This is a genomic window from Actinomadura rugatobispora (genome assembly GCF_055379765.1).
Genome location: NZ_AP029191.1, coordinates 6636624 through 6662068 on the forward strand (window position 1 = coordinate 6636624; position 25445 = coordinate 6662068).

Sequence of the window (25445 nt, forward strand, 5' to 3'; positions counted from 1 at the left end):
TCAGATCCGCGCGTTGGCGCGCAGGACCGCCACGGCGTGCACGGTGATGGCGCCGCGCCATTCCAGGGCGCCCGCCGGGGAGATCTCGGCGTAGTCGACCTTCCAGCCGCCGTCGTCCTGCTGCCCGGCGGCGAGCCGGTCCAGGTCGGCCTCGATCACCTCGGGGGCGAGCAGGTCCCGGACGGGGCGCCCGGGGCGGGGGGCGATGTCCAGGGGACGGAGCCTCTCGTCCGCGGTGCCGCCCTCGACCGGCAGCTCGCCCTCGGGCGGGACGAACGCCGCCAGCCGCCGGAGCAGGGCGCCGGCCTCCTCGGGCCGGGTGTCGTGCGCCGCGTCCAGGAAGTGCAGCGCGAACGACAGCACGTACGCGTGCGGCCTCTCGTCGAGCGCCTCCACGGCCTCGAAGCAGTAGCCGACCGCCCGGTCCAGCCAGGGATGGGCGGCGACGGCCGGGTCGTGCGCGGCCACCCGGAGCGCGGCGGCCGCCGACACCGCGGTGATCTGGAGGGAGGACACCGCCGGGTCGGCGGCCCGCCACCACGGGGCGGTCGCGGCCTCGGTGGTCAGCGGCAGCGCCATCGGCAGGCCGCCGTCCGGCAGCGTGACAGAGCCCAGCCAGTCGCAGAGCGCGGCCGCCTCCGGGAGGCCGGTCGCGGGCGCGGCGGCCCGGGCGGCCTCCTCGAAGACCTCGAAGGCGTGCAGCGCGGTCCCGGGCTGGCTCTCGGGGGAGCGCAGGTCGGGCTCCAGGCCCCAGCCGTAGCCGCCGTCGGGGTTGCGGTAGCCGTCCAGGGCGGCGAGCAGACCGGCGGTGTCGCCGCCGCCCGTGAGCAGCGCGAAGCGGCGGCGGTCGAGGACGCGGGCGTGGCCGGCCATGAAGGACCCGGCGGCGTGGATGTCGATCGTCATGCGTCCATCGTGGGCGGGCCGGGCCGTCCGGTCTTGTAGGTTCCGGTCGCGCCGCCGCGCGTGTCGCGCAGGGCCCTGACCTGCAGGGGTGATGTCGCCGCGAAAGGGAACGATCTTCTCGTCACGTGCGGTGGCGGCCTCGGGACGCCAGGGGAAGGGGGGCGATGACCGGCCTGCGACGCCTGGTGCCGCGTTCCCTGCGCGCCAGGCTGACGGTGGTGGCCGCGCTGATCTCCATGGTGGTCTTCTCGATCACCTCCAGCCTGATCCTGGCACTGGTGCCCGGCGACCTGCGGGAGGGGCTGGAGAGCCGGGTCGAGCTGGCGGCGCGGCGGGCGGCCGGCCCGGCCCGCACCGGGAATCTGCCCGGGACGCTGAGCGTGCCCCACGGCGGCCTGGGCCCCGGCTACGAGGTGCAGGTCGTCGCGAGCGACGGCCGGGTGCTGGCCTCCAGCGCCGGGCTGCGCGGCCGGGGCCGGATGGCCTCCTTCGAGCCCGAGGGGTACGAGGCCGTCGCCACCCAGCAGGTCCCGATGCGGCCGCCGGGCGGGCGCTCGGAGAAGCCCGAGGAGCACCTGGTCGCCGCGCTGCGGGTGCGCTCGCCGTACGGTCCCGTGACCGTGTACGCGGCCGTCGACCTGGTCGAGGTGCAGCGCGCCCTCACCCTGCTCAACCTGCTGATCTTCATCGTCACGCCGTTCGCGGTCCTGCTGGTGGCCTCGGTCGCGTGGGGCGCGGTGGGGCTGTCGCTGCGCCCGGTGGGGCGGATCCGGGCGCAGCTGGAGGAGATCAGCGGCCAGGACCTCAGCCGCCGCGTGCCCGTGCCCGGCTCCGGGGACGAGATCGCCCGCCTGGCGTCCACCACCAACGCCACGCTGGAGCGGCTGGAGCGGTCGGCCGAGGCGCAGCGGCGGTTCGTCGCCGACGCCTCCCACGAGCTGCGCAGCCCGATCACCTCGCTCCGCCTCCAGTTGGAGGCGAACTCCGCCTACCCCGAGGGCGCCGACTGGCCCGCCGCGAACGCGCAGGCCCTGGCGGCGACCGAGCGGCTCTCGGGGATCGTGGACGAGCTGCTGATGCTGGCCCGGCTGGACGCGGGCGCGACCGCCGAGCGGCGCGTGGTGGACCTGAGCCGGCTGGCCGCCGAGCAGATCAGGCGGCTCGCCCGCGCCCGGGTGCCGGTGCACGCGGACCTGGACGGCCCCGCGCGGGTGCTCGGCTCGCCCGTCCAGCTGGACCGGCTGCTGACCAACCTGCTCGACAACGCCGTCCGGCACGCCCGCGCGCGGGTCGACCTCAGCGTCGCGGTCAGGGACGACGAGGTGGTCGTGACGGTGGACGACGACGGCACCGGCATCGCGCCGGAGGACCGGGAGCGGGTCTTCGAGCGGTTCACCCGCCTGCGCGAGGGGCGCCGGCTCGACAAGGGCGGCAGCGGCCTGGGGCTGCCGCTGTCCCGGGAGATCGCGGCCTCGCACGGCGGGACCCTCACGATCGAGGACGGCCCGCGCGGCGCCCGCTTCGTGCTGCGGCTGCCGGGCGTCCACTAGGAGCCGGCGGCTCGCGCGGCCCGCGAAGGAGGTCACGGCGACCGGTGCGCGCCTCAACCGGTCGCCGTGACCCCGTCCCCCCACCCGGTGGGGAGGCGGTCGCGGCTCCAGGGCGGCGGCCGTCCGTCTCACCGGGCGCCGCCCGCCCCCCACCAGGAACCGATGCGAGCCTCACTCCCACAGGGTGCGATGAAGCTATTCCGTACTGGGCCGTAGGTTCGGCCCTACGGGGACCCTGTCGACGAGCGGTCGAAGGGGGGCGTTGAGTGGTGAACCGATTACCGCCTGTTGGTATGAGCGGTAGGTGCGGGACCGGAATCCGGACTGACCGTTTCGACCAGTTCGGCGGTTACCAGCGGGCAGCCGACCCCCGTCCGCTCCGCCACCCGGGCGACCTGGCGGGCGGCCTCCGCCGGGCGCCCCCGCGCGATGACCGCCACCGCGGCCCGGATCGCGGCCAGCCGCTCCTCCGGTGCCGCCAGCGTCCCGCCGCACCGCGCGATCGCGTCGTCGACCAGCACGTCCATCAGGCTCGCCCGGGAGCGCAGCGCCGCCCGCACGCCCGCGCGGCCCCGCTCCCGCAGCACCCCGGCGGGGTCCTCGCCGGGGCCGAGGGGCACCGCCTCCACGGGGCCGCGGACGCCGTCCAGCCGCGTCCAGAGGCGCCGCGCCGCCGCCCGCCCGGCCCGGTCCCCGTCCAGCGCCACGACCAGCCCGGTCCGGTCGAGATCGGCGACCCGGGCGAGCGCGCCGAGCTGCCCCGCCGTCGGCGCCAGCCCGCAGGTGGCGACGGCGGCGTACGCGCCGGAGGCCAGGTTGACCGCGATGGCGTCCAGCGGCCCCTCGACCACCACCGGGCGGGCCGTCCCGGCGGCCAGCCGCTCGCGCACCTCGTGCAGGCCGTACAGCAGCTCGCCCTTGCGGTACGCGGCGGTGTCCGGGCCGTTGAGGTACTTGGGGCCGGGCGCGCCTTCGGGCAGCCTCCCGACGAACCCGGCGACCGTCCCGTCGGCGGCGTCGCGGACCGCGAACATCGCCCGGTCGCGGAAGGTGTCGCGCAGCCGCCCCGACCGCGTGCGGCGGGCCAGCCCGGCGGCGACGAGCGCCTCGTCGGAGTGGCCGCGCGAGCGGAGGTGGTCGGTGAGCGCGCGCGGGCCGGGCGGCGCGTACCCGAGCCCCCAGCGCCGCTGCACTCCGCGGTCGAACCCCCGTCCGGCCAGGTAGGCGGGCACCCAGCCGTCGTCCAGCCGGGCCTGGAAGAAGCGGTGGGCGTCCCGCAGCGGGCCGCTCCCGTGCCCGCCGGCCGCGCTGATCCGCCGGCTCACCCGCAGGATCCGGTCGCCCACGTCGGGCACCGCGTACGGCACCGGCCCGTCCGGGAAGGCCGGCCGGTCCGCCGGGAGCCCGTACCGCGCCAGGACGAGGAACGCCACCGAGTCGGCCTCGAACCGGCGCGCCCCGCGGCAGCCCTGCGCCCCCGGCCGGTCGATCCGGTCGCCGGGACGCAGCGCGTGCGCCAGCTGGTGGGCGAGCCGGACGCAGGCGTCGAGGTCGTCGCCCCGTTCCGCGGCGGGCGGGATGCCGTACCGGGCCCCGAGCGCCGCGAGCCGCCTCCTGGCCTCGCGCGGTCCGGGGAAGGCGGGCGTCTCGGGCGGCAGGCCGTCGGTCTGGCTGATGTCGAACACGGCCCGCGGGCCCGTCCCGTTCGCGGTGGAGGCGTCCAGCACGTCGGCCAGGATCCGGATCCCGGTCTCGCCCCTGCGGACCTGGCGGCCGGCCGAGCGCCACGCCCCGTACGACCGGACGTCGGTGGCCGCCCGCCACTGCGCCGCGATCAGCAGCGTGTCGGTGAACCCGTACCGCAGCCCGAACCTGGCCGCCAGCTCCAGCCACCACGTCCACGGCAGCGTGCCGTCGCGCAGCCGGGCGGCCTCCCGCGCGGCGACGCCGCGCAGCACGGCGGGGAGCAGCTCGTCACCGGGCATCGCCATATAGCGGTCATACCCGGATAAATGCCTCAGCTCTCCTCGCTAGAGGCTAGAGCTAGAGCTAGAGGTAGAGGCCGAACAGCTCCTCGGGATGGTCGAGCATCGGCGGCAGATCGTCCGCCCGCAGCGTGATCAGGTCCTTCTTGCTCGGCGCCCGCACACCGTTCTTGGCCGCCTCGCCGGCCGCCTCGCCGTTGAACGCGGCGCGCTCGGCCAGCCGGGCGTCCCGCGCCGCCGACGCCACCCGCTGCGCCTGGTTGGCCACCGCGATGTCCAGCAGGTTCCGCATCAGCCGCCCGTTCCCGAACGACTCCCCGCGCTGCACCCGCCGCAGCGACGACCGCAGCAGATCCGTCGTGCCCGGCGCCAGCCGGAACCCGTCCGCCGTCGCCAGCGCCTCGAACACCGCCACCAGCTCGTCGTCGGTGTAGTCGGGGAAGTGCAGCTGCTTGGGGAAGCGCGAGTCGAGCCCCGGGTTGGCCGCCAGGAACTCCGCCATCTCCCGCTCGTACCCGGCCACGATCACCACCAGGTCGTCGCGGTGGTCCTCCATCAGCTTCACCAGCTCGGCGATCGCCTCGTGCCCGTAGTCGCTCTTGTGCGGCGACTGGGTCAGCGTGTACGCCTCGTCGATGAACAGCACCCCGCCGATCGCCCGCTCCACCAGCCGCCGGGTGCGCGGTGCCGTCTGCCCGATGTACTCGCCGACCAGATGGGCCCGGGACGCCTCCACCACGTGCCCCGACGACAGCACCCCCAGCCGCTTGTAGATCCGGCCCAGCAGCCGCGCCACCATCGTCTTGCCCGTCCCCGGATTGCCGGTGAACACCATGTGCCGGGTCGGCGGGCTGATCTTCAGCCCGCTCTCGCCGCGCAGCCGCGCCGCGTGCGTCCCCGCGATCAGCAGCGCGATCTCCTGCTTGATCGTCTCCAGCCCGGTGAGCTCGCGCAGCTCCGTCATCGGGTTGCCGGGGCTCTGCGTGGTGTCCAGCGCCGCCGGGACGTCCCGCTTCCCGACCACGAGCTCCTCGCCCTCGGCCGCACGGGCCCGCACCGCCTCCACCACCACATCGGCCAGGTACGGCGCGAGCCGCGCGTTCCGCAGCGTCTGCACCGGCGGCGTGGCCGCCAGCAGCTCGCCCGCCGCCGCGACCGCGTGCCGGGTGCCCCGCGCCCCGCGCTCGCGCAGCGCCCGCCGGAACAGCTCGGCATGGCCGCCGGCGTCGAACGGGACGGTACGGGCGACGCGGAAGCGGTGCGGCAGCACCGGGTTGATCTCCCGGATCCGCTCGTCCCCGCCCGCGTCGCACAGCGCCACCAGATGCAGGTCCTCGTGCACCGCCAGCAGCCGGTGCAGCTCGCCCGCGATCGCCTCGCCGTTGCCCGGATCGGTCACGATCCCGTCCAGGCCCTCGATGATCAGCAGCCGCTCGCCCGCGCAGTCGCGGACGTCGGCGTGCAGCTTGGCCACGGCGTCCGACAGGCGCTGCCCCACGAACAGGTTGTCGGTCAGCCAGACCGGGTCACGCCCCAGGTTGAGGGCCCGGCCCAGCTCCTGCGCCGCGTCCCGCTTGCCGGTGCCGTCCGGGCCCACCAGCAGCAGCCGCACCGGCTCGCGGCCCGCGCTCAGCTCCGCCAGCGCCCGGCTCACCTCCGGCTGCCCCACCAGCCCGCTCGCCAGCTCCGGGACGGCCGCGGCCGCCCCCGAGGAGACGCCGCCCGCCTCCGGCGGCACCGGCCGCAGCTCCTCCACCAGCGGGTTGACCACCCGGCGCCGCGGCGCGTACAGCCGCCGCAGATCGGTCTGGAACTGCCCGACCGGGATCCACTCCGGCTTGGGGAACCACGGATCGCCCGGCAGCCCCTGGACGGTCGCCACCCAGCGCATCGCCATGTCCAGCCAGGCCCGGCAGGCGTCCGCCGCGCCCGACACCAGCGCCCGCACCAGCCAGGCCCGCGTCCGCTCCTGCCACGCGGCCGGCTTGAACCCGCCGCGCTCGGACGGGAACCGCGCCTGCAGCTCCCGGTACCGGTCCTCGCCCAGCGCGGCCACCAGCTCGGCCGGGACCTGCTCCATGTTCCCCTGGAGCAGCAGCTGGATCAGGTGCGTCTCCACCGTCTCGTCCCGCGGCGCCACGCTCGCCAGATTCCCGTAGGCGGCCAGCAGCCCCGCCGTCACCCACTCCAGGTAGCCGACCGGGCCCATCAGCTCGGGCACCGCCGAGAGGATCTCGTCGTCGGCGTGCGCGTGCCAGTGCTCGCGAAGCTCCATCTTGGGCAGGTTCACGTCGCAGCGCGGCGGGTCGTCGTACAGCCGCAGCAGCGCCTTGCGCCGCCGCTCCAGCGGCTCGATGCCCTCCAGGACCGCCAGGCAGTCCCGGGCCAGCGAGATCGCCAGCTCGCGGTCGGGCGCCTCCACCAGCCAGTCCACCGGCGGCCGCCACCGGCCGCCCGGCGCGTCCCACCGGGTCATCCGGGAGCTGAGCGGCCCCGGATTGACCAGGTGCCGGTGCAGCAGCCGCTCCGGCAGCTGCGAGCACGACCCCGCCTTGATCGCCCCGCCGCCCGGCAGGAACGCCAGGATCCCGAAGATCTCCGCCGTCACCAGCGAGGCCGGCAGCGTCAGCAGCTTGTGCTCGTCGGTGGTCAGCCCCGCGCAGCGCGGATCGCGCGCCAGCGCGTCGATCCGCGCGCCGATCTCCTCGAACAGCCCGTCCGGCACCCGCCAGGGCCCGTACGAGTAGACGTCGAGGACCGGCTCGTCGGTGAGCAGTAGCCCCAGATGATCCGGCAGCCGCAACGCATTCTCCCCAAGAGTGACTCAAATCGGGGTAACAGCCTATGGTTCCGGAACGCATCGAATCCCCACCGGAGCCCGCCTCACCCGCAAGCTCCATTCAACTGTCCCCCGCCGACGGGCACCCCCGCGTTCACTGAGGACGTACAACCCCGCCGTGACCCCCCGGTCACTCTCAGCCCCCGATCCGCCGCTCCCCGTGACCGGCGAAACCCCCTCCCACCTCGGCAAGCGCCCCATGGCCCGGTGCGCGGCGGTCCCGTCGAACCGCGTGACGAACGCGAACACGATGTAACGACCCCGCACCCGGCCCACCCCGTGCCTGGGAGCCTCATCAACATTCTCAGCGATTCGCGTCCGCCGTCTGGGCGGCCCGAAAGCCGACGGTGAGCTCGCGCCGATCGGTCCTCTTCTCATCATCGATCGGACGCGACTCCCGCCCGGCCGGAAGTGGCCGCCGGCGCGCGGGACCGCCCGCGTCTCCCCGAGCCCCAGAAGGCAAGGGCGCCAACGGCTGGTTGCGCAACGCGACCCATGGCGGCGGCTCGACATATGGCGGCGCCCGACCCTGCTGGGCTCGTGTGTTCGGTCCGCGATCAGGTGGACGACCGTGTTGCCGAGGGACGGCGCGGCCGCGCCGCCCCGCGACCGGGGGCCTGGAGCGCGGAGAAGCGCACGCAGCACGTTTGTTTATCCGCTGGCGCTCGGCGTCTCTCTCCACCACCTGGGGCGATGGCGTAATCGGTGACGCCGGAGCCCTCCATGGCGTGGCATAAGGGGTCGACGCATCGCAAGGAGGCTGGTTCCGACTTGGCCGGAAAAAATGCGATCGTGATCACGCCGCCGGTATTCAACTTCTAGATGTACGCTGCATGTGACCGTTCTGTCACGATCATCGGAGGTGGCCGGGAGATGACGTTCGATGTCATCGTCCTGACTCAGAAAATGCCGGATACCGTGGCCGTGCTGGACGGCCTCGGCGCGGCCGGGGACGAGTTGCGGGTGGACCTCCCTGATCACGACGGGGTCATTCAGTTGTGCGACGACACCGGCGGGACACTGCTCTCGGTCGAGGCGCCGATCCTCATCCAGGTGCCGGACGAGGCCGAGCGCCTGCTGGGGGAACGGTCCGCCGGGCTGGAGCCGCCGCTGTGGAGGGTCGAGGTCCGCGCGGCGGAACGCGACGGCGCCGACGAGATCGCCCGGCGTTTCGCGGAGGCCCTGGTCCAGCGGCTCGGCGGAATGGTCTGGGATGGCGGCGCTGGGCCGTGACGACGGAACCGGCGGCGATCGTGGGCCGAGGACCCGGCATGACCGCGTCGCGGCGGCGATGGTGACCCTGGTTCGGTCGATCTGTCAGCGTCGTTGTTGACGAGGCTCGTGGTAAGTCAGCGGGCTCGGTAATTGTCGAAAGGTGCCCTCCCCGGGAATTGCGTCCGACGGGCCCGGCCGGGTCAGCGGGGGCGGGTGAGGGAGGTTTCGGTCCAGCGGGCGGCTCTGAGGGCTTCCTGGGCGGCGTTGGGGCGGCTGGTCGCGTAGTCGACCTCGACCAGGAGGTTGTCCAGGCGGAAGCCGACGATGACGTGGGTGCCCCTGGTGGAGGAGTAGCCGCCGTCGCCCAGGTCGCGGAGGTCGGTCACGGGGGCGGTCGCGTCGCCGCGCTCCTTGGCGTGGTGGCTCTGCGCGCCGGCGGCCGTCGGGGCGGTGCGGAGGGTGAGGGTCAGGTCGTCGTCCTGGCCGTCGGCGGTCGCGTTCGTCATCCACGTGCAGCTCTTGCGGGGCAGGTTGGTGGACGGGTCGGTTCCGGCGTCGTTCGTGGTGAAGAACGAGGGGACGAGCCGTGTCGCCTGCTCCGCGTTGATCAGGGCGCACGGGGCCGGGGGCGAGGCGAAGCGGCCGGGGGGCGCGGGGGCGGAGGTCGTCGGCGCGGCGCGTGGCGGTGTCCGGCGGTCGGGTGAGTGCAGGAGCGCGACGGCGACGACGACGGCGACGAGCAGGACGGCGCACGCCAGCACCGCGATGACCCAGGGAAGCGTCGTGCCCTTCTGGGGCGGGCCCGAGGGGGCGGTGTGCGGGGCCGCGGGGAGCGGGATCGCGGGCGAGGTCGGCTCGCCGGACGCCAGGGCGTGCAGGGCTTGCCCGGCCCTGTCCGCGCTCAGCCGGAGGGACGGGTCCTTGACGAGCGACGCCATGATGAGCGGGCCGAGGGGGCCTGCCTTCTGGGGGCGTTCGGGCTCGTCGGTCAGGACGGCGCTCAGCGTGCCCATGATCGTGGCCGCGACGAACGGCGGACGCCCCTCGACCAGGGTGTAGAGGGTCGCGCCCAGGGACCACAGGTCGGACGCGGGCCCGGTGGGCTCGTGCCCCACGCGTTCGGGCGCCATGTAGGAGGGGGACCCCATGAGGGACCCCTCCTGGGTGAGGGTGGCGTCCCCTTCGAGTGAGGCGATGCCGAAGTCGGTCAGTACGGCGCGGCCGTCGTCCCGGAGGAAGATGTTGGCGGGCTTCACGTCGCGGTGCAGGATGCCCTGGGCGTGGGCCGCGCGCAGGGCTCCGAGGATTTCCAGGCCGACGCGGGCCGCGCGGTCCCAGGGCAGTGGTCCGTCGGCGGCGACGACCGCGTCCAGAGAACGTCCTGGCAGCAGGTCCATGACGATGCACGGCCTGCCCTCGTCCATGACGACGTCGTGCACCGTGACGATGGACGTGTGGCGGACGAGCGCCGCGGCGCGGGCCTCGCGCATGGCGCGCTGCGCGGCCTGCTCCTGCTGCTCGGGGGACAGGTGGTCGGGGAGGAGCAGTTCCTTGACGGCGACGTCCCGTCCGAGGGCCTCGTCGTGGGCGCGCCACACGACGCCCATGCCCCCCTTGCCGAGGCGTTGGACGAGCCGGTAGCGGCCGGCGAGCAGGCGTGCGGTGTCCATGTCAGGTCTTCGAGGCGAGGCTCTGCGCGACCCAGCGGGCGGCCTGGGCCGCGTCGTCGGTGGTGGCGGTGCCGCGTTCGTAGATGTGCTCGACCTCGATGACGACGTGTTTCACCCGGACGACGACGACGAAGGCCTTGTCCATCGGCTGGGTCAGCCCGGTCGTCGTATAGGCGAAGGCCTCGTCGCCTATGCCGGAGACCGTGCGGGCGGCGCTCTGACTTCCGCGCACGTGCTTGACGTCTATCTCGGGCCATCCCCAGTACACGCTGTCGGAGGCCTTCGACCTTGCGTTGCGCCAGCTGACGAACTTGTTGTGGGCCTCCACGGACGTCTCGGGAGGCGGCCCTCCCGTTCCGAGGGTGAGGTTGGTGAGGCTCACCCCGCGCTTCTTCGCCGCCCATCCGCAGGATTTGTCGGAGTCCTTCTCCTGCTGGGACTTCCGGTCGGCGAGCAGCCTGCGGACCTGCTCGGCCGTGAGGAGGCTGCACGGGTCGAGTCCGGACGTGGGTGAGGCCGACGGCGTCGTGGCCGGGGGACTCGTTGGGGCCGCCGTGGGCGTCGCCGCGGTCGTCTGGTCGTCCCCGGAAAAGGCGAACACCGCCACGAAGACGACGGCGAGGACGATGACCGTGAGCATCGCCGCCCCCGCCAGGACGGGCACCAACGCTCCTGGGCGCCGGGGTGGAGGCGGCGGCATGGGGTCGGGTAGGCCCGACGGCCTTCCGGCGGCCACGTTGTGGAGTACCTGGCGGATGACGTCGACGCCTGGCCGCGCGGACGGATCCTTCTGCAGCAGGTGCCACAGCAGTGGCGAGAGGGAACCCGCCTGGCGCGGCGGCGCGGGCTGCTCCCTCAGTACGGCGCCCAGGACGGCCATGGGGCTGTCGCGTTCAAACGGCGACCTGCCCTCCACGGCCATGTAGAGGGTCGCGCCCAGCGACCAGAAGTCGGACTCAGGGCCGGCCGGCTGTTCCCGCAGCCGTTCCGGGGCGGCGTACCCGGGGGAGCCGACGAAGGCGCCGGTACGGGTGAGGGCGGGGTCGGCCTCGATGCTCGCGATGCCGAAGTCGGTCAGGACGACATGGCCGTCCCGGGCGAACAGCACATTGGCCGGCTTGACGTCCCGGTGCACGATCCCCTTGGCGTGGGCGGCGCACAGCGCGTCGAGCAGCTGCAGGCCGATGTGCGCGACCGCGGCGGGCGGGCGCGGGCCGTCCCGGCGCACCGTCTGTTCGAGGGACGGCCCGCTCAGCAGCTCCATGACGATCCACGGGCGGTCGTCCTCGACGACGACGTCGTGGACGGTGATGACCCCGGGATGGTCGACGAGCGCGGCGGCACGGGCCTCACGCTGCGCCCGCCCGGTCGCCACCCGGCGCTCCTCGGAGGTGAGCCCGTCGGGGAACACGATCTCCTTGACGGCGACGTCCCGGCGCAGCGTCTCGTCCACGGCGGACCAGACCGTGCCCATGCCGCCGCTGCCGAGCCGCTCCCGCAACCGGTAGCGGCCGGCCAGCACACGATCGGGCATAGGCGCGTCCTTTCCAGCGCCCACACCCTACCGACGGGCCGGCGGTCCATTGATCAGCACCAGGAAACCGGGTTCCCCGTTTCGACGGACGCGCGGAACACCTGGCGCAGAGGCTCCAGGATGTAGGTGAAGTCGTCGGCCCGCGCCTGGACGGTGTCGACGCGCATGCGCCGCGGGTAACGCCCCTGCCCGTCGGCGCGGACGGGCCCGGCGAGGGGTACGGCCGCCTCCGTGCCGGAGTCCAGGTCCCGGAACCGGACGTGGCCCGCATCGACCGGCTCCTGCGTGAAGCGGACGGCGCGGAACTCCTCGCGGTGCGGTTCGGCCGTGACGTCGCGCACGAAGAACCCCCGCGGGTCGACGCCCGCCCGCCGCCCGGTGGTGCCGTCCAGGACGAACACGCCGTCGTACGACTCGATGCTCTCGATCAGCCGCTCGCCCGTCTCGTCGTCTACCAGCCAGGTGACGGCGGCGAGATGGGCGGCAGTGAAACGGTCGAGTTCGGCCAGCGCCCGCCGCGCCGACTCCGGCGACATGTGCCCGCCGTTCGCCTTGGGCAGTTCGGTGCACAGCACCGGGAAACGCTCGCGGCCCGCGCCGTGGAGCGCCTCCTGGAAAAGCCGGTACCCGTACCAGTTGGAGACGCGGACGCTGACGATCTCCATGTCCTCGTGCGCGCAGGCGTGGTACTGCTGCCACTCGCCGAAGGCATGGAACAACTCCTCGTTGCCCTCGTAGGGCACCGAGAGGTCGAGGTAGCCGTCCTCGTCCTCGACGATGAGGTCCGCGGGCACGGGCGGCTCGGTGGTCAGGCCGTCCTGCAGGCAGCGGCACCGCACATAGGCGTCCAGGCCCATCGGGACCTCCTCCCCGCGGCGCGCGCGCCGCGCTCCTTAAGGTAGGAACGCGGAGCCCTTTCCGCGAGCCGTTTTCCGTCCGGGCACCATCACCTGCGACGCCTCGCGCTGAACCTAGGCGGGGCGGCGCAGCGCCTCCACGGCCAGCCGGGCGGCGATGCCGATGGCGGCGTCGGCCTCCGGCTGCACGGCCACCGGGACGAGCGAGCGCGTGAAGACGGCGACCGCGTAGCGCCCCCCGTCCGGGTACTCGACCACGCCGACCTCGTTCCGCAGCGTGGGCAGGGTGCCGGTCTTGCCGCTCACCCGGACGTCGTCGTACGGGAACCCCGACGACAGGCGGTGCGGCCACACCTGCAGCGACAGGAGCCTGCGCATCTGCTCGCACTCGTCGGGCGGGCACACCTCGTCCCGCCAGATGAGCGAGAGGAGACGGGTCATCTCCCGGGGCGTGCTGCTGTTGGTGTGGGCGGGGTCGAGCACGCCCAGCGCGGGCAGCAGGCCCGGCTCGTCCAGCCGGGGCCACAGCTCGGCGAGGCTGCCGACCCCGGCGTCGCGCAGCATGTGGTCGTGCAGCCCGCGGGCGTCGGCGACGACGCGGGTGCGGCGCAGGCCCAGCGCCTCGATCGTCGCCCCGATCGCCTCCGGCCCGACCCGGGCGTACAGCACGTCGGCGGCGGCGTTGTCGCTCACCGCGATCATCGTGTAGCACAGGTCGCGCAGCGACATCCGCACCTCGTCGCGCATCACCGACAGGCCGGTGGGGCCGTCGGTGCGGCCGCCGGGCGGCAGCGTCACCGGCTCGGCGGGGTCGAGCAGCCCGGCCGCGGCCTGCCGGAAGAACGCCACCAGCAGCGGCACCTTGAACACCGAGGCGAGCACCACCGGTTCGTCGGCGCGCAGCCCGAGCTCCCGGCCGCCGTCCACGTCGGCCGCGTGCAGGAAACCGGTGACGCCCGCGTCCCGGAACACCGCCTCGATCCGGGCGAGCGGCGCGGCGTCCCCGTTCCGGTCGCTCATGCCAGGAACCCCGAGGCGGGACGGGGCGTGACGCGGCGCACCGGGGCCCGGTCGAGCGGCACCATGCCCGCCTCGCGGCGCAGCACGGCGGTCGCGGCGGCGGTGAACCCGGCGATGGCCGGGTCGGGCTCGGCCGCCTGCCGCCAGGCGCAGGACGTCCGCAGGACCAGCGGCTCTCCGGCCAGCGGCCGCCACACGACCCCCGGGGTGTCGGCCGTGCGGGGCGTGAGCGCGACGGCGGTCCCCGACAGGACGAGGCCGAGCGCGAACTGGGGATTGGCCGTCTCGTGCACGGCCGGCGGGGAGTAGCCGTGCCGGCGGCAGGTGACCAGCAGCTCGTCGTAGGAGCCGGGCGCCTCGTCCCGGGGGAAGATCACCAGTTCCCGCCCGGCGAGATCGGCCAGATGCACCTCGTCCGCCTCGTCCTCGCCCGGCCCGGGCAGCAGGACGCCCACCGGCTGCCCGAGCATGGGCCCAAGGGCGAGATCGCGGGTGTCGCAGGGATGGCGCAGCACGCCCACGTCCAGGACGCCGTCGGCGAGCGCCCGGGCCTGCTCGTCGGTGGGCAGCTCGCGCAGGTCGAGCCGCAGCTCGGGACGGCGCTCACGGAACGCGGCGATGATCGCCGCGACCACGTCCCCGCCGAGGCCCGAGGGCAGCCCGGCGCGCAGCGTCCCGGCGCCGCCCTGGCGGGCCCGCTCGGCCAGCGAGTAGATCCGGTCGGCGCGGGCCAGGAACTCGCGGGCCTCGTCGAGCAGCAGCCGGCCGGGGCCGGTCAGCTCCACCCGGCGGCTCGACCGGTCGAACAGCCGTACGCCCAGTTCCCTCTCCAACCGCTGGATCCGCTGGCTGAGCGGCGGCTGCGCCATGCCGAGGCGTTCGGCGGCGTGGCCGAAGTGCAGTTCCTCGGCCACGACGACGAAGCACCGCAGGTGCCCCACCAGGTTCACGACCGGGGATCATACCAATACGGATATCGGCGGCCGCCGCACAGGGCCGCGGTCGCCGCGCCGAGCGCCGCCAGCCCGAGGAGCGCGGCGGTCGCGCCCGTCCCGCCGAAGTCGAACAGCCGCCCCACGGCCATGCCGCCGGCGGCGGCGAACATCCCGGAGACGAAGCTCAGCACGCCGAAGTAGGACCCGAACCGTTCCGGCGCGGCCAGCCGCGCGACCCGCTGGAACACCGACGCCTGGAGGAGGCCGTTCCCGGCGCCCGCGAGCACGGCGGCGGCCAGCAGCCAGCCGAGCGGGGAGCGGGCGCCGTCGAGCAGCGCCAGGGTGAGGTACGCGGCACCCGCCAGGAGCAGGCCGCAGCGCAGCGTCCAGGGCCGCTCGCCCCGGCCGCGGGCGGCCACCCACGGCTGGACGGCCGCCGCCGTCGCCGCCAGGACGCAGAAGAACAGCGTGGCCGCGCCGGAGGTGAACCCCTTCAGCGGCACCACGGTGGTGTGGTCGGCCAGCAGCGTGGTGGGGGCCGTGGCCAGCGCGAACGCCAGGAACGCCCGGTCGGCGACCACGGCGCGCACGTTCGCGGCCAGCTCCCGCAGCCGGGCACCGGCGCCGCCGCCGTTCGAGCGGGGCGGGCGGTGGCCCAGCAGGAGGAGGAACAGGACGGAGGCGACGGCCCACGCGCCGCCCGCCAGCGTCGCCAGCAGCGTGAACCCGGCGGGCGCCCCGGAGCCGAGGGAGAGCACCAGGAGCCCGAGCGGCGGGCCGGCCACCGCCGCCGCCTGGCCCGTGATCACGTACGCGGCGAACCCGCGGGCGCGCCGCCCCGGAGCGAGCCCGGCCAGCAGGCTCTGCGCGGCCGGATGGAACAGCGCGCCGCCCGCGCCCAGCAGCACCGCCGCGGCGACCAACTCGGCGGGGCCGTCCGCGAACCCGAGCAGCGTGAACCCGGCGGCGCGCACCCCGCACGCGATCGCCCCGGCGCGGGCGGGGCCGAGCATGTCGGTGACGGTCCCGACGGGGAGCAGCAGCGCGTACTGCACGCCGACCCGGACCGCGAGGATCGTCCCGGCCGTCCCGGCGAGCAGGCCCACGTCGTGCCGCAGGTGGGCGACGAGGTGCGTCATCACCGCCCAGAAGCCGAGCGCGGCGGTGCACTGCACCGCCACCATCACCATGACCACCCGCCGGTCCGCCGCCCGGCCGCCGGACGGCACCAGCCCGAGCGGGGGCGCGGGGAGCGTCATGGGCTTGCTCTGCGGCATGCGGCTCCCCTCGGTCGTGTGGGTGGACGAGGAGAGCAGACCAGAAGCGATACCGGACGGTCCAATACCGCTATCGGTCGGGATCCGATGAGCGAATCGATATCGATGCAGCTCAGGGCGCTACCGGAGAGTCATCCGTCACACTGGGTCATCTGCGGTAGCGCATCGTCGGACGCGTCGTCGTCGAGCAGCGCGCGCATGCGGCCGGCCTCGGGGATGCGGATGTGCTCGAAGTGCCGCAGCGCCTGGCGGCGGAGGGCGCGGGCCTCGGTGGGACGGCCGAGCGCGCCCAGCGCGTCCGCGAGCACCCGCAGGGCATGGCCCTGCCCCCAGTCGTGGCCGGTGTCGCGCAGAATCCGCAGCGCCTCGCGGGCCTCGGCCGCCGCCTCCCGCGCCCGGCCGAGGTCGGCCTGCGCCTCCGCGACGCGGAACATCGCCAGCCCCTCCCACCGCCGGTTGCGGCGGCTCCGGAAGATCTTCTGGGCGTCCCGCTGGCGCTCGATCGCCTCGTCCGGGCGGCCCACCCCGCGCAGCACCACGCCGAGCTGGTAGAGGCCGTCCCCGGTACGGTCCACGCCGCCCAGCTCGCGGTGCAGGGCCAGGCCGTGCTCGGCGGCGGTGAGCGCTTCCTCCGCGCGGTCCATCCCCAGCAGCGCCCGCGCGAGGGCGCCCAGCGTGTTGGCCTCCCCGTACCGGTCGCCCAGCCGCCGGAACGCGTCGAGCGCCTCGATGCAGTGGCGCAGCGCCTCCTCGTGCCGGTGCAGCGCGATCGCGCCGCGGCCGTTCAGCAGCAGCGCGTCGGCGACCGTCCACAGGTCGCCGCTCTCCCGGCCGCGGCGCACCGCGACCCGGGTCACCGCGGCGCTGTCGTCGAGCCGGTCGGCGTAGTAGCAGACCCAGCCCAGGTGGAGGTGGGCGCGGCCCTCGCTGCGCTGGTCGCGGTGCTCCCAGGCCGCGTCGAGCACCGCGTAGGCGGCCTGCTCGCACTCGCGGGCGTGCACCCCGGAGCTGACCAGGGCGTCGGTCATCAGCAGCAGCTCGGCGGCCAGCGGCAGCCGCTCCGCGGGCGCCGCGCCGTCGGCCCCGGGCGCGCGGGCGGCCTGGACGATCGCGGCGAACAGGCTCGGGGCCTCGGCGAAGAACCAGTCGCGGGCCGCGTCGGTGCCGTCGAACGGCAGGCCCCGCACGGCGGCCGGAAGCAGCGCGTCGCCGGCCCGGCCGTCTCCCGGGCTGACCATCAGGTGCGCGGCGCGGGCGGTGGCCAGGTAGAAGTGGAACAGCCGGTGCAGCGCCGCGGCCCGCTCGGCCGGGGGCTCGTCGGCCTCGGCGCGCTGCCGGGCGTACAGCTTGAGCAGCTCGTGGTAGCGGTAGCGGCCGGCGGTCGGGGAGCGCAGCAGGCTGGCGTCCACCAGCGACTCGCACAGCTCGTCGGCGTCGTACTCGGGCACGCCGAGCAGCGCCGCGGCGGCCTCCCGCGAGAGGGTCGGGCCCTCGGCCAGCGCCAGCAGCCGGAACGCGCGCCGCTGCGCCGCGTCCAGCTGGTTGTAGCCCAGCTGGAAGACCGCCTCGACGGCCAGGTCGGCGACGCGCAGCTCGGCCAGCCGGCGGCGCCGGTCGGCGAGCCGCTCCACCAGGGACGCGACGGTCCAGGACGGGCGGGCCGCCAGCCGGGAGGCCACGATCCGCACCGCCAGCGGCAGGTGCCCGCACGCCGCGAGCAGGTCCCGGACGGCGGCGGGCTCGGCGTCCAGGCGCTCCTCCCCGACGATCCGGGCGGCCAGGGCCCGCGCCTCGCCGGGCTCCATCACGTCCAGGTCGACCTGGCGTCCGGCGCCCGGCCCGGCGGGCTTGGACCGGCTGGTGACCAGGACGGCGCAGCCGGGGGAGCCGGGCAGCAGCGGCCTGATCTGGCGGGCGTCGCGGGCGTCGTCGAGCAGCACCAGGACGCGGCGTTCGGCGAGCCGGGTGCGGTAGAGGGCGGCGCGCTCGCTCAGCCCGGCCGGGATCGCGTCCCGTTCGACGCCGAGGGCCTGCAGGAACGCGCCCAGCACATTGTGCGGGTCGGCCGGGTCGGAGCCCGCACCGCGCAGGTCGGCGTAGAGCTGACCGCCGGGGAAGCCGGACCGCACGCGGTGGGCGACGTGCAGGGCCAGCGCGGTCTTGCCCACGCCGGCGGCCCCGGCCACCGTCACCATGGCCACCGCGCGGCGGGGCTCGGCCAGCAGCGTCTCCCGCAGTTCCTCGACGAGCCGTGCGCGGCCGGTGAAGTCGGGGACGTCGCCCGGCAGCTGGGCGGGCGACCGCGCCGGCGGGACGGGCCCGTCCGGAGGCCCTTCGCTCTCGGACGTCTCGGGAGGGGCCGGGCCGGTCTCGGCCAGCAGCCGCCGGTGGAGCGCGGACAGGTCCTGGCCGGGCTCGATGCCGAGGTCCTCCACGAGGGTGCGGCGGGTCTCGGCGTACACGGCAAGGGCGTCGGCGTGGCGGCCGGTGCGGTGCAGGGCGAGCATGAGCAGGCCGCGCAGTCGTTCGCGCAGCGGATGCTCGGCGACCAGCGCGGTCAGCTCGGGCACGAGCTCGGCGTGGGCGCCCAGTTCCAGGTCCAGTTCGAGGCGGGTTTCCAGGGCGGCCAGCCGGCGCTCGGCCAGCCGGATCCGCTGCGCCCGCGCGTACGGCCCGGGCACGCCCGACAGCGGCTCGCCGCGCCACCGGCCCAGTGCGGTGCGCAGCAGGTCGCGGGCCTCGGCGGCGCGGCCCTGCGAACGGGCCAGTCCGGCGGCGGCCGCCTCGCGTTCGAAGAGGGCGGCGTCCAGCGCGTCCGGCGGCAGGCGGAGGGCGTAGCCGTCGCCGACCGAGACGAGGATCCGGTGGCCGCCCCGCGGGCCGCCGCCCCGGCCGGGTTCCAGGACGCGGCGCAGCCCCGAGGCGTACGTGCGCAGCGCGCCGAGCGCGCGCCGCGGCGGCTGGTCGCCCCAGACGGCGTCGACCAGCTCCTGCGCGGTGGCGGGCCGCCCGTCCCGGAGCAGCAGCGCGACGAGCACGGCCCGCTGCTGCGGCGGGCCCAGGGGCAGCTCGGCGGTGCCGCGCCGGGCCCGCGGGGGGCCGAGGACGGTGAAGCGCAGGGAGGGCATTTCCATTGCAAAGCACCATATGAGCCGATTTAAACGGCGGCCAAGGCGACGGCCGGCAGCTGAGCGCCGGCTTACCGTCGCCTCGAAGATCGCCGGAACGGGATGAGAGACTCCACTACCGTGGACACTCCCGGGTTGCGCTTCGCCGTGCTGGGGCCCGTCCGCGCCTGGCGGGGCCCCGCCGAACTGGACCTCGGCGGCCCGCAGCAGCGGGCCGTCCTGGCCGTGCTGCTGCTGAACCGCGGCCGGACCATGCCGATCGACGGCCTGCTGGACGCGCTGTGGGGCGACCTGCCGCCCGCCCGGGCCGTCGGAACGGTGCGCACCTACGCCTCCCGGTTGCGCCGAGTCCTCGAGAACGATCGGGCGAACCCCGAGATCCTGGTCTCGACCGGGAAAGGGTACGCCCTCCGCGCGGAGCCCGGCACGCTCGACGCCGAAGTGTTCGAGGCCCGCACGGCCGAGGCGGGCCGGGCCCAGGCGGCGGGCGATCCGGTCCGGGCGCGCGAGCTCTACGGCCAGGCCCTCGACCTCTGGGACGGCGCGCCGCTGCCCGGACTGCCCGGCCCGTACCTCCAGGCCCGCCGGACGCGGCTGGCCGAGCGGCGGCTGGCCGTCCTGCAGGCGCGGCTGGAGGCCGATCTGGAGCTGGGCCGGCACGCGGAGATCGTCGGCGAGCTGGCGCTGCTGAGCGGGGAGCACCCGCTGCGGGAGCCGCTGCGCGGGCTGCTGATGCTCGCGCTCTACCGGTGCGGGCGGCAGGCCGAGGCGCTGGCCGCCTACACCTCCGCCCGCCGGACGCTGGCGGGCGAGCTGGGCATCGACCCCGGCCCCGGACTGCGCGATCTGCAGGAGAGGATCCTGCGGAACGACCCGTCGCTGACCGCGCCCGCCCGGCGAGAGAAGGACGACCCCGCCCCCGCCCCCTCCCAGGGTCGCCCCTTCCAGCGGCCCGCCTCGCTGCCCGCCGACCTCCCCGACTTCACCGGGCGCGCGGCACTGGCCGACCGCATGACCGGCTGGCTGGCCCGCCGCGAGGGCACGGCGCCCGCCGTCATCGCGGTCTCCGGCGTCGGCGGCGTCGGCAAGACCGCCCTGGCCGTGCACGTCGCCCACGCCGTACGGGACGCCTACCCCGACGGGCAGCTCTACGTCGATCTCCTGGGCACGGCCAAGCACCCGCTGCCGCCCGCCGTCGTCCTGGGGGAGTTCCTGCGCGCGCTCGGCGTGCCCGACCAGTCCGTCCCGGAGGGCGAGCACGAGCGCTCCGCCCTCTTCAGGTCGATGCTCGCCGACCGGCGCGTGCTGGTCCTGCTCGACAACGCGCGCGACGCCGAGCAGGTCAGGCCGCTGCTGCCCGGCACGACCGGCTGCGCCGCGCTGGTGACCTCGCGGCCCCGGCTCTCCGGACTGCCCGGCGCCCGCGCCGTCGACCTGGACGTCCTCGACCCGGTCGAGGCGATCGCGCTGTTCACCGCGATCGTCGGATCGCGGGCCGCCGCCGAGCGCGGCGCCGTCGTCGACGCCGTCGGGCTGTGCGGGTTCCTGCCGCTGGCCGTGCGGATCGCCGCGTCCCGGCTGGCCGCCCGGCCCGGCTGGTCGGTGCGGTCGCTGGCGGCCCGGCTGGCCGACGGCCGCCGCCGGCTGGCCGAGCTGCGGATCGGCGACCTCGCCGTCGAGGCCACCTTCCGGCTGGGGTACGACCAGCTCGACCCGTACCTGGCCCGCGCGTTCCGGCTGCTGTCGGTGCCCGAGACCTCCGGGGTGTGCCCGCCGGGCGCCGCCGCGATGCTCGGCACCACGCACGCCGAGGGCGAGCGGGTCCTGGAGGCGCTGGTCGACCTGGGCCTCATGGACTCCCCGGCCCCCGGCTGCTACCGCTACCACGACCTGCTGTGGCTGTTCGCCCGCCAGCTCCCCGCACCGGACGGCGAGCGCGGCGAGCGCCGGGCCGCGCTGCGCCGGCTGGTGCGGTTCGTGCTGGCGACCCAGCGCGGGGTGCACCGGCTGGTCCGGCCGGGCGCGCCGATCTCGGTGGCCGACCCGGGCCCGTCCGGGGAGCTGGAGTTCGGCGGCGCGGGCGAGGCCCGCGAATGGATCTTCTACCAGCTCACCGACCTGCTGGTCATCGTCCGCCAGGCCGCCGCGGCCGGCGCCGACGGCGAGGGCGCCGAGGGAACGCCCCTCGCCGAGGCCGCCGACGTCCTGCTCGCCCTCGATCCCCTCCTGGAGGACGGCTACCGCTGGGAGGAGGCCCGCCCGGCGGCGCGCGCCGTCCTGGACGAGGCGCTGCGGCAGGGCGACCGCCGTGCCGAGGCGCGGGCCCGGTACGTCCTCGGCCGCGCCCTCGTCCACACCAGCCGCCTGGCCGGGGCCCGCGGCCACGCCGAGCGCGCCACCGCGCTCAGCCGGGAGACCGGCGACCGCCTGATGCTGATGTCGGCCCTGGACCTGCTGTCCCACATCGACTTCTACGAGCACGACCTGCGCGCGGCCATCGGCCGCATCGAGCAGGCGCTGGAGCTGGGCCGCGAGTTCGGCGACCGCGCCGGGGAGGCCGAGCGCACCGCCAACCTCGCCTACGCCCGCGTGGAGGTGGGGGAGGCGGCCGAGGCCGTCCCGGCGGCCGAGCGCAGCCGCGACCTGGCGCGGGCGGCCGGGCACGGCGCGGCCGAGGCGTACGCCCTCTACATCCTCGGCATCGCGCTGCGCGAGCTGGGCCGCCTGGACGAGGCGGTGGCGCGCTTCGACGACGGCCTGGCGATCTGCTGGTCCCAGGGGCTGCGGGCGCGCGAGTCGTACATCCTGCTGCGGATCGCCGAGACGCAGCTGCTCCGCGGCCGGGCCCGGGAGGCCCTGGACAGCGCCGAACGTTCGCTGGCCATCGGCCGCGAGATCGGTGAGGAGTACCAGCAGGGCCGCGTCCTCACCGCGATCGGCCGGATCCTGGCCGAGCTCGGCGACCCCGGCGGCGCGCGGCGCCGCTGGGAGGAGGCGCTGGAGCTGTTCACCGCGCTGGAGGTCGCCGAGGCGGGCGGGGTGCGGCGGCTGCTGGACGACGCCGCGGCCGCCTCCGGCGGGCTCACAGCCAGTCCCTGACCTTGAAGACCGCGTACAGCGCCACTCCGCTGCCGACGATCAGGCCGGTGCTGACCAGCAGGCCCGAGAGCCGCTCGAACCCGGGGACGGGCAGGTTCTGCCCGTAGAAGCCGGTGATCGCGGTCGGCACCGCGATGATGGCGGCCCAGCTGGTGACCTTCTTCATCACCTCGTTCATGCGGTTGCCCTGGAGCGCGATCCGGCTGTCCAGCAGGTTGGCGACCAGGTCGCGCAGCTCGTCGGTCCACTCGGCGACGCGCAGCGTGTGGTCGTACACGTCCTGGAAGTCGGGCACCAGCGCGTCGGGCACCAGCCGGGACGGGCGGCGCAGCAGCTCGTCGACGATCTCGCGCATGGGCAGCGCGACCCGGCGCAGCGCGATCAGGTCCTTGCGGAGCCGGAAGCTGCGCCGCTGGATCTCCTTGACCGGGAACGCGTCGTCGAAGATCAGCTCTTCGAGCGTGTCGGCGTCGCCGTCCAGGGCCTGGACGGTGTCGAGCTGGAGGTCCACCACCAGGTCGAGCAGGCCGTGCACCAGCGGGGCGGTGTCGGGCGCCGCGCCCTCCGGCAGGGGCCGCGGGCCCTCGTCCCAGCGCCGGACGAGCGCGTCCACGTCGAACCCGGGCCTCTCCCGCACCGTCACCAGCGCCCGCTCGGTGACGAACGCGGAGATCTCGTGCAGGACGAGCCCGTCGCGGGTGGTCTCGGGGGCGTAGAGGTTGAGGAAGACGTAGCCGCGGTAGCGGTCGAGCTTGACCCGTTCCCTGGCGGTGACCGAGTCCTCGACGGCGACCGGGGACAGCCCCAGTTCGTCGGTGACCAGGCGGAGATCGGTATCGGCCGGGGCGAGGAGGTCCAGCCAGACGACGGTGCCGGTCTCGCGCAGGCGCGGGCCCAGCTCCGCGATCGGGAAGTTCTCGGCCTCCAGGTCTCCGTTCCGCCACATGCGGGTCCGTACGGGCCCGTTCCCGGTCGTCTGCCCGGCGTGCGCCGTTTCCATGCGGGGCCCATACCCGGATGCCGGTGCGGAGATCCGGTACGGGCGGGGTCAGGCGGGCGGCGGCGCGGTGGAGGCGCGCACGACCAGCTCGACCGGGAGCGCGCGCGGCTCGGGGCGCCCGCCGCCCAGGAGCTCCAGCAGCGCGAGCATGCCCTGCTCGCCCAGTTCCTGCGCGGGCAGCCGGACGGTGGTCAGCTCCGGCTCCAGCGCCCGCGCGATCTCGACGTCGTCGAACCCGGTGACCGACAGGTCGCCGGGGATCTCCAGCCCGCGCGCCCGGGCGGCCTTGTACACCCCCGCCGCCATCAGGTCGTCGTCGCAGACCAGCGCGGTGGGACGGTCGGGAAGGCCGAGCAGCCGCTCGGCGGCCTCCTTGGCCGAGCGCACGTCGATGGCGCCCGCGGCCCGGGTGAGCGTCCCGCCGGGCACGTCGTGGACGGCGCGGGCGACGGCGCCGCCGCGCGCCCGGAACGTCCACTCGTCCACCGCCGCCGCGAGGTGCCCGAACCGCCGGTGGCCGAGCCCTGCCAGGTGCGCCACGACCGCGCGCATGCCGTCCTCGACGGCGAAGTCGACGGTGGGCGCGGTGCCCGCGGCGGCCGGGCCGCTGTCGAGCATGACCACCGGGGCCCGCCCGAACCCGCGCAGCGCGTCCAGGGTCATCGACGAGGCCATGATCCCGTCGATCGCCTCCCGGGGCACGGCGAACGGGCTGGCGCCGGGGGTGGCGGGCCGGGCGTCGTCGGGCGGGTAGACCACGACGCCGAACCCGTGGCGGGCGGCGACCCGCGCGGCGCCGATGTAGACCGGGCCGAAGAACGGCGAGGTGATCGTCGGGATCACCAGCAGGACGGTGCGGGTGGTGCCCAGCCGCAGGTTGCGGGCGGCGGCGTTGGGCCGGTAGCCGAGCCGCTCGGCGGTCTCCTCCACGGCGCGGGCGGTGGCGGGGGAGACCCGGCCCGTCCACTTCCCGCCGAGCACGAGCGAGACGGTGGACTGCGAGACGCCGGCCGCCTGCGCCACGTCCCTGCTGGTGGGACGGGCGGAACGGGCCCCGGTCCCGGCCCCGGCCTCGCTCACGCGGCCTCCTCGCGCCGATCTCGCATGTCGAAACAGGGTAGAGCGGAAGGGCCCCGAGGTGGTACGTATGACGGAACAAGTAATACGTATGACGCCGCCGAATCGGAGGCCGGATGCGCACCTATGTCGACTTCCTGCGGGTGTCCCACGCCGCCCGGCTGCTCGGCGGAACCCTCCTGGGCCGGCTGCCCAACGGCATGGGCATGCTCGCGGTCGTCCTGCACGTGCGCGCGGAGGGTGGCGGCTACCCGCTGGCCGGGACGCTCGCCGCCGTGTTCAGCCTGGCCATGGCCGCGGGCCAGCCCGTCCTCGGCCGCGCCATGGACCGCTTCGGCCAGCTCCGCGTGCTGCTGCCCGCCGCCTGGCTGTCCGCCGCCGGATTCGGCCTGCTCGCCCTGACCGGCGCCGACCCGCTGCCCGTCACCATCGGCGCGGTGATCCTCGCCGGGTTCGCCACCCCGCCGCTGGAGGCGGGCCTGCGGGCGCTGTGGAACCTGGTGCTGCCCGGCCCCGCCGAGGTCAAGGCCGCCTACGCGCTGGACGCCGCCGCGCAGGAGATCCTCTTCACCGCCGGCCCGCTGCTCGTGGTCGTGGCCGCCGCCGTCAACACCGAGACGGCCCTGCTGCTCACCGGCGCCCTCGGCGTGGCCGGGACCCTGGTCATCACCACCTCGGCGCCGTCCCGCGCCTGGCGGGGCGAGCCGCGCGCCTCCGACTGGGCGGGACCGCTGCGGGCGCCCGGCCTGCGCGTGCTGTTCGCCGCGCTGACCTGCGCGGGCACCGCCCTCGGCGTGTACGCGATCGCCGTCGTCGCCTACGCCGAGCGCGCCCACCACGACCTGGCCTCCGGCCTCCTGCTCGCCGCCATGTCCGGCGGCGCCCTGGTCGGCGGGCTGGTGTACGGCGCGCGGCCCTGGCCCGGCGAGGAGCACCGCCGCTTCCCCTGGCTGATGGCCGCGCTCGCCGCCGGCTACCTGCCGCTCATCTGGGCCCCCGCGCTGCCGGTCATGTCGGTGCTGGCCTTCGCCAGCGGCCTGTTCCTGGCCCCCATGCTGGCCTGCAGCTTCACGCTGGTCGACCGGCTTGCGCCCAGCGGGACGGTGACCGAGGCGTTCGCGTGGGTGGTCGCCGCGTTCGCGGTGGGCGGCGCCGTCGGCTCCGCCGCCGCGGGGATCGGCCAGGACCTGGCGGGCGTGCCCGGCGCATTCGCCGCCGCCGGGGCGGGCGGGCTGCTCGCCCTCACCGTCTGCCTGCTCGGCCATCGCACCTACCGGCCCAGCCCGGCGCCCGCGCCCGCCGGACGCCCGGGCGTCGGCGACGCACCCGCCCTGGACGGTCACTAGACTCGGG

At 75.5% G+C, this 25445-nt stretch carries 16 protein-coding genes; 4 read left to right on the top strand and 12 right to left on the bottom strand.

The genetic code is table 11. The features are described 5' to 3' along the window. A complete protein-coding gene (locus ACZ466_RS29695) occupies window positions 1–906 on the bottom strand; it encodes a hypothetical protein (protein ID WP_378278860.1) in 906 nt (301 codons plus the stop codon). Between the two features lie 164 nt (window positions 907–1070). Here ACZ466_RS29695 and ACZ466_RS29700 point away from each other — a divergent pair, with 164 nt between their 5' ends. Beyond that, a complete protein-coding gene (locus tag ACZ466_RS29700; protein WP_378278858.1) occupies window positions 1071–2456 on the top strand; it encodes a sensor histidine kinase in 1386 nt (461 codons plus the stop codon). A gap of 278 nt (window positions 2457–2734) precedes the next feature. Here the strand turns inward: ACZ466_RS29700 and ACZ466_RS29705 are convergent, their stop codons facing one another. Both ACZ466_RS29705 and ACZ466_RS29710 read right to left on the bottom strand, forming a co-directional pair. Further along, entirely contained in the window at window positions 2735–4447 is a 1713-nt protein-coding gene (locus ACZ466_RS29705; RefSeq protein WP_378278856.1) for a toprim domain-containing protein, read from the bottom strand. Window positions 4448–4505: 58 nt separating this feature from the next. Further along, complete coding sequence (locus ACZ466_RS29710; RefSeq protein WP_378278854.1) at window positions 4506–7244, bottom strand: AAA family ATPase; 2739 nt, start codon at window positions 7242–7244, stop codon at window positions 4506–4508. A 909-nt stretch (window positions 7245–8153) separates the two neighbouring features. Between ACZ466_RS29710 and ACZ466_RS29715 the strand changes: the two genes are divergently transcribed. After that, window positions 8154–8513, top strand: coding sequence for a hypothetical protein (locus tag ACZ466_RS29715; RefSeq protein WP_378278852.1), 360 nt, complete (start codon window positions 8154–8156; stop codon window positions 8511–8513). A 182-nt stretch (window positions 8514–8695) separates the two neighbouring features. Here ACZ466_RS29715 and ACZ466_RS29720 read toward each other — a convergent pair whose 3' ends face one another. From ACZ466_RS29720 to ACZ466_RS29750, 7 genes are all read right to left on the bottom strand, one after another. Then, complete coding sequence (locus tag ACZ466_RS29720) at window positions 8696–10165, bottom strand: serine/threonine-protein kinase (protein WP_378278850.1); 1470 nt, start codon at window positions 10163–10165, stop codon at window positions 8696–8698. A 1-nt stretch (window position 10166) separates the two neighbouring features. Then, window positions 10167–11699 (bottom strand): serine/threonine-protein kinase, encoded by a 1533-nt coding sequence (locus tag ACZ466_RS29725; RefSeq protein WP_464041744.1) that lies wholly within the window; start codon window positions 11697–11699, stop codon window positions 10167–10169. A 53-nt stretch (window positions 11700–11752) separates the two neighbouring features. Further along, window positions 11753–12556 carry a hypothetical protein gene (locus ACZ466_RS29730; protein WP_378278846.1) on the bottom strand — a complete coding sequence of 268 codons (804 nt, stop codon included), beginning with the start codon at window positions 12554–12556 and terminating at the stop codon, window positions 11753–11755. Window positions 12557–12670: 114 nt separating this feature from the next. Beyond that, window positions 12671–13576 (bottom strand): serine hydrolase, encoded by a 906-nt coding sequence (locus tag ACZ466_RS29735; protein ID WP_378278844.1) that lies wholly within the window; start codon window positions 13574–13576, stop codon window positions 12671–12673. Next, the gene (locus ACZ466_RS29740) at window positions 13573–14526 is read right to left on the bottom strand and encodes a LysR family transcriptional regulator (protein ID WP_378278842.1); all 954 of its coding nucleotides are present in this window, start codon (window positions 14524–14526) and stop codon (window positions 13573–13575) included. The genes ACZ466_RS29735 and ACZ466_RS29740 overlap by 4 nt, the downstream gene beginning before the upstream one ends. After that, a complete protein-coding gene (locus ACZ466_RS29745) occupies window positions 14523–15788 on the bottom strand; it encodes an MFS transporter (RefSeq protein WP_378278840.1) in 1266 nt (421 codons plus the stop codon). Before ACZ466_RS29745 ends, ACZ466_RS29740 begins: the two co-directional genes overlap by 4 nt. A gap of 131 nt (window positions 15789–15919) precedes the next feature. Further along, window positions 15920–18922 (bottom strand): AfsR/SARP family transcriptional regulator, encoded by a 3003-nt coding sequence (locus ACZ466_RS29750; RefSeq protein ID WP_378278838.1) that lies wholly within the window; start codon window positions 18920–18922, stop codon window positions 15920–15922. 114 nt (window positions 18923–19036) lie between these two features. Between ACZ466_RS29750 and ACZ466_RS29755 the strand changes: the two genes are divergently transcribed. After that, complete coding sequence (locus ACZ466_RS29755; RefSeq protein WP_464041745.1) at window positions 19037–22015, top strand: AfsR/SARP family transcriptional regulator; 2979 nt, start codon at window positions 19037–19039, stop codon at window positions 22013–22015. Here the strand turns inward: ACZ466_RS29755 and ACZ466_RS29760 are convergent. Together ACZ466_RS29760 and ACZ466_RS29765 are read right to left on the bottom strand one after the other, a co-directional pair. Further along, window positions 21999–23015 (bottom strand): magnesium transporter CorA family protein, encoded by a 1017-nt coding sequence (locus ACZ466_RS29760; protein ID WP_378278834.1) that lies wholly within the window; start codon window positions 23013–23015, stop codon window positions 21999–22001. The genes ACZ466_RS29755 and ACZ466_RS29760 overlap by 17 nt on opposite strands. 48 nt (window positions 23016–23063) lie before the next feature. Continuing rightward, the gene (locus tag ACZ466_RS29765; RefSeq protein WP_378278832.1) at window positions 23064–24095 is read right to left on the bottom strand and encodes a LacI family DNA-binding transcriptional regulator; all 1032 of its coding nucleotides are present in this window, start codon (window positions 24093–24095) and stop codon (window positions 23064–23066) included. A 113-nt stretch (window positions 24096–24208) separates the two neighbouring features. Between ACZ466_RS29765 and ACZ466_RS29770 the strand changes: the two genes are divergently transcribed. Beyond that, on the top strand, window positions 24209–25438 hold the full coding sequence (locus ACZ466_RS29770) for an MFS transporter (protein ID WP_378278830.1): 1230 nt from the start codon (window positions 24209–24211) through the stop codon (window positions 25436–25438). The last annotated feature ends 7 nt before the right edge of the window (window positions 25439–25445 follow it).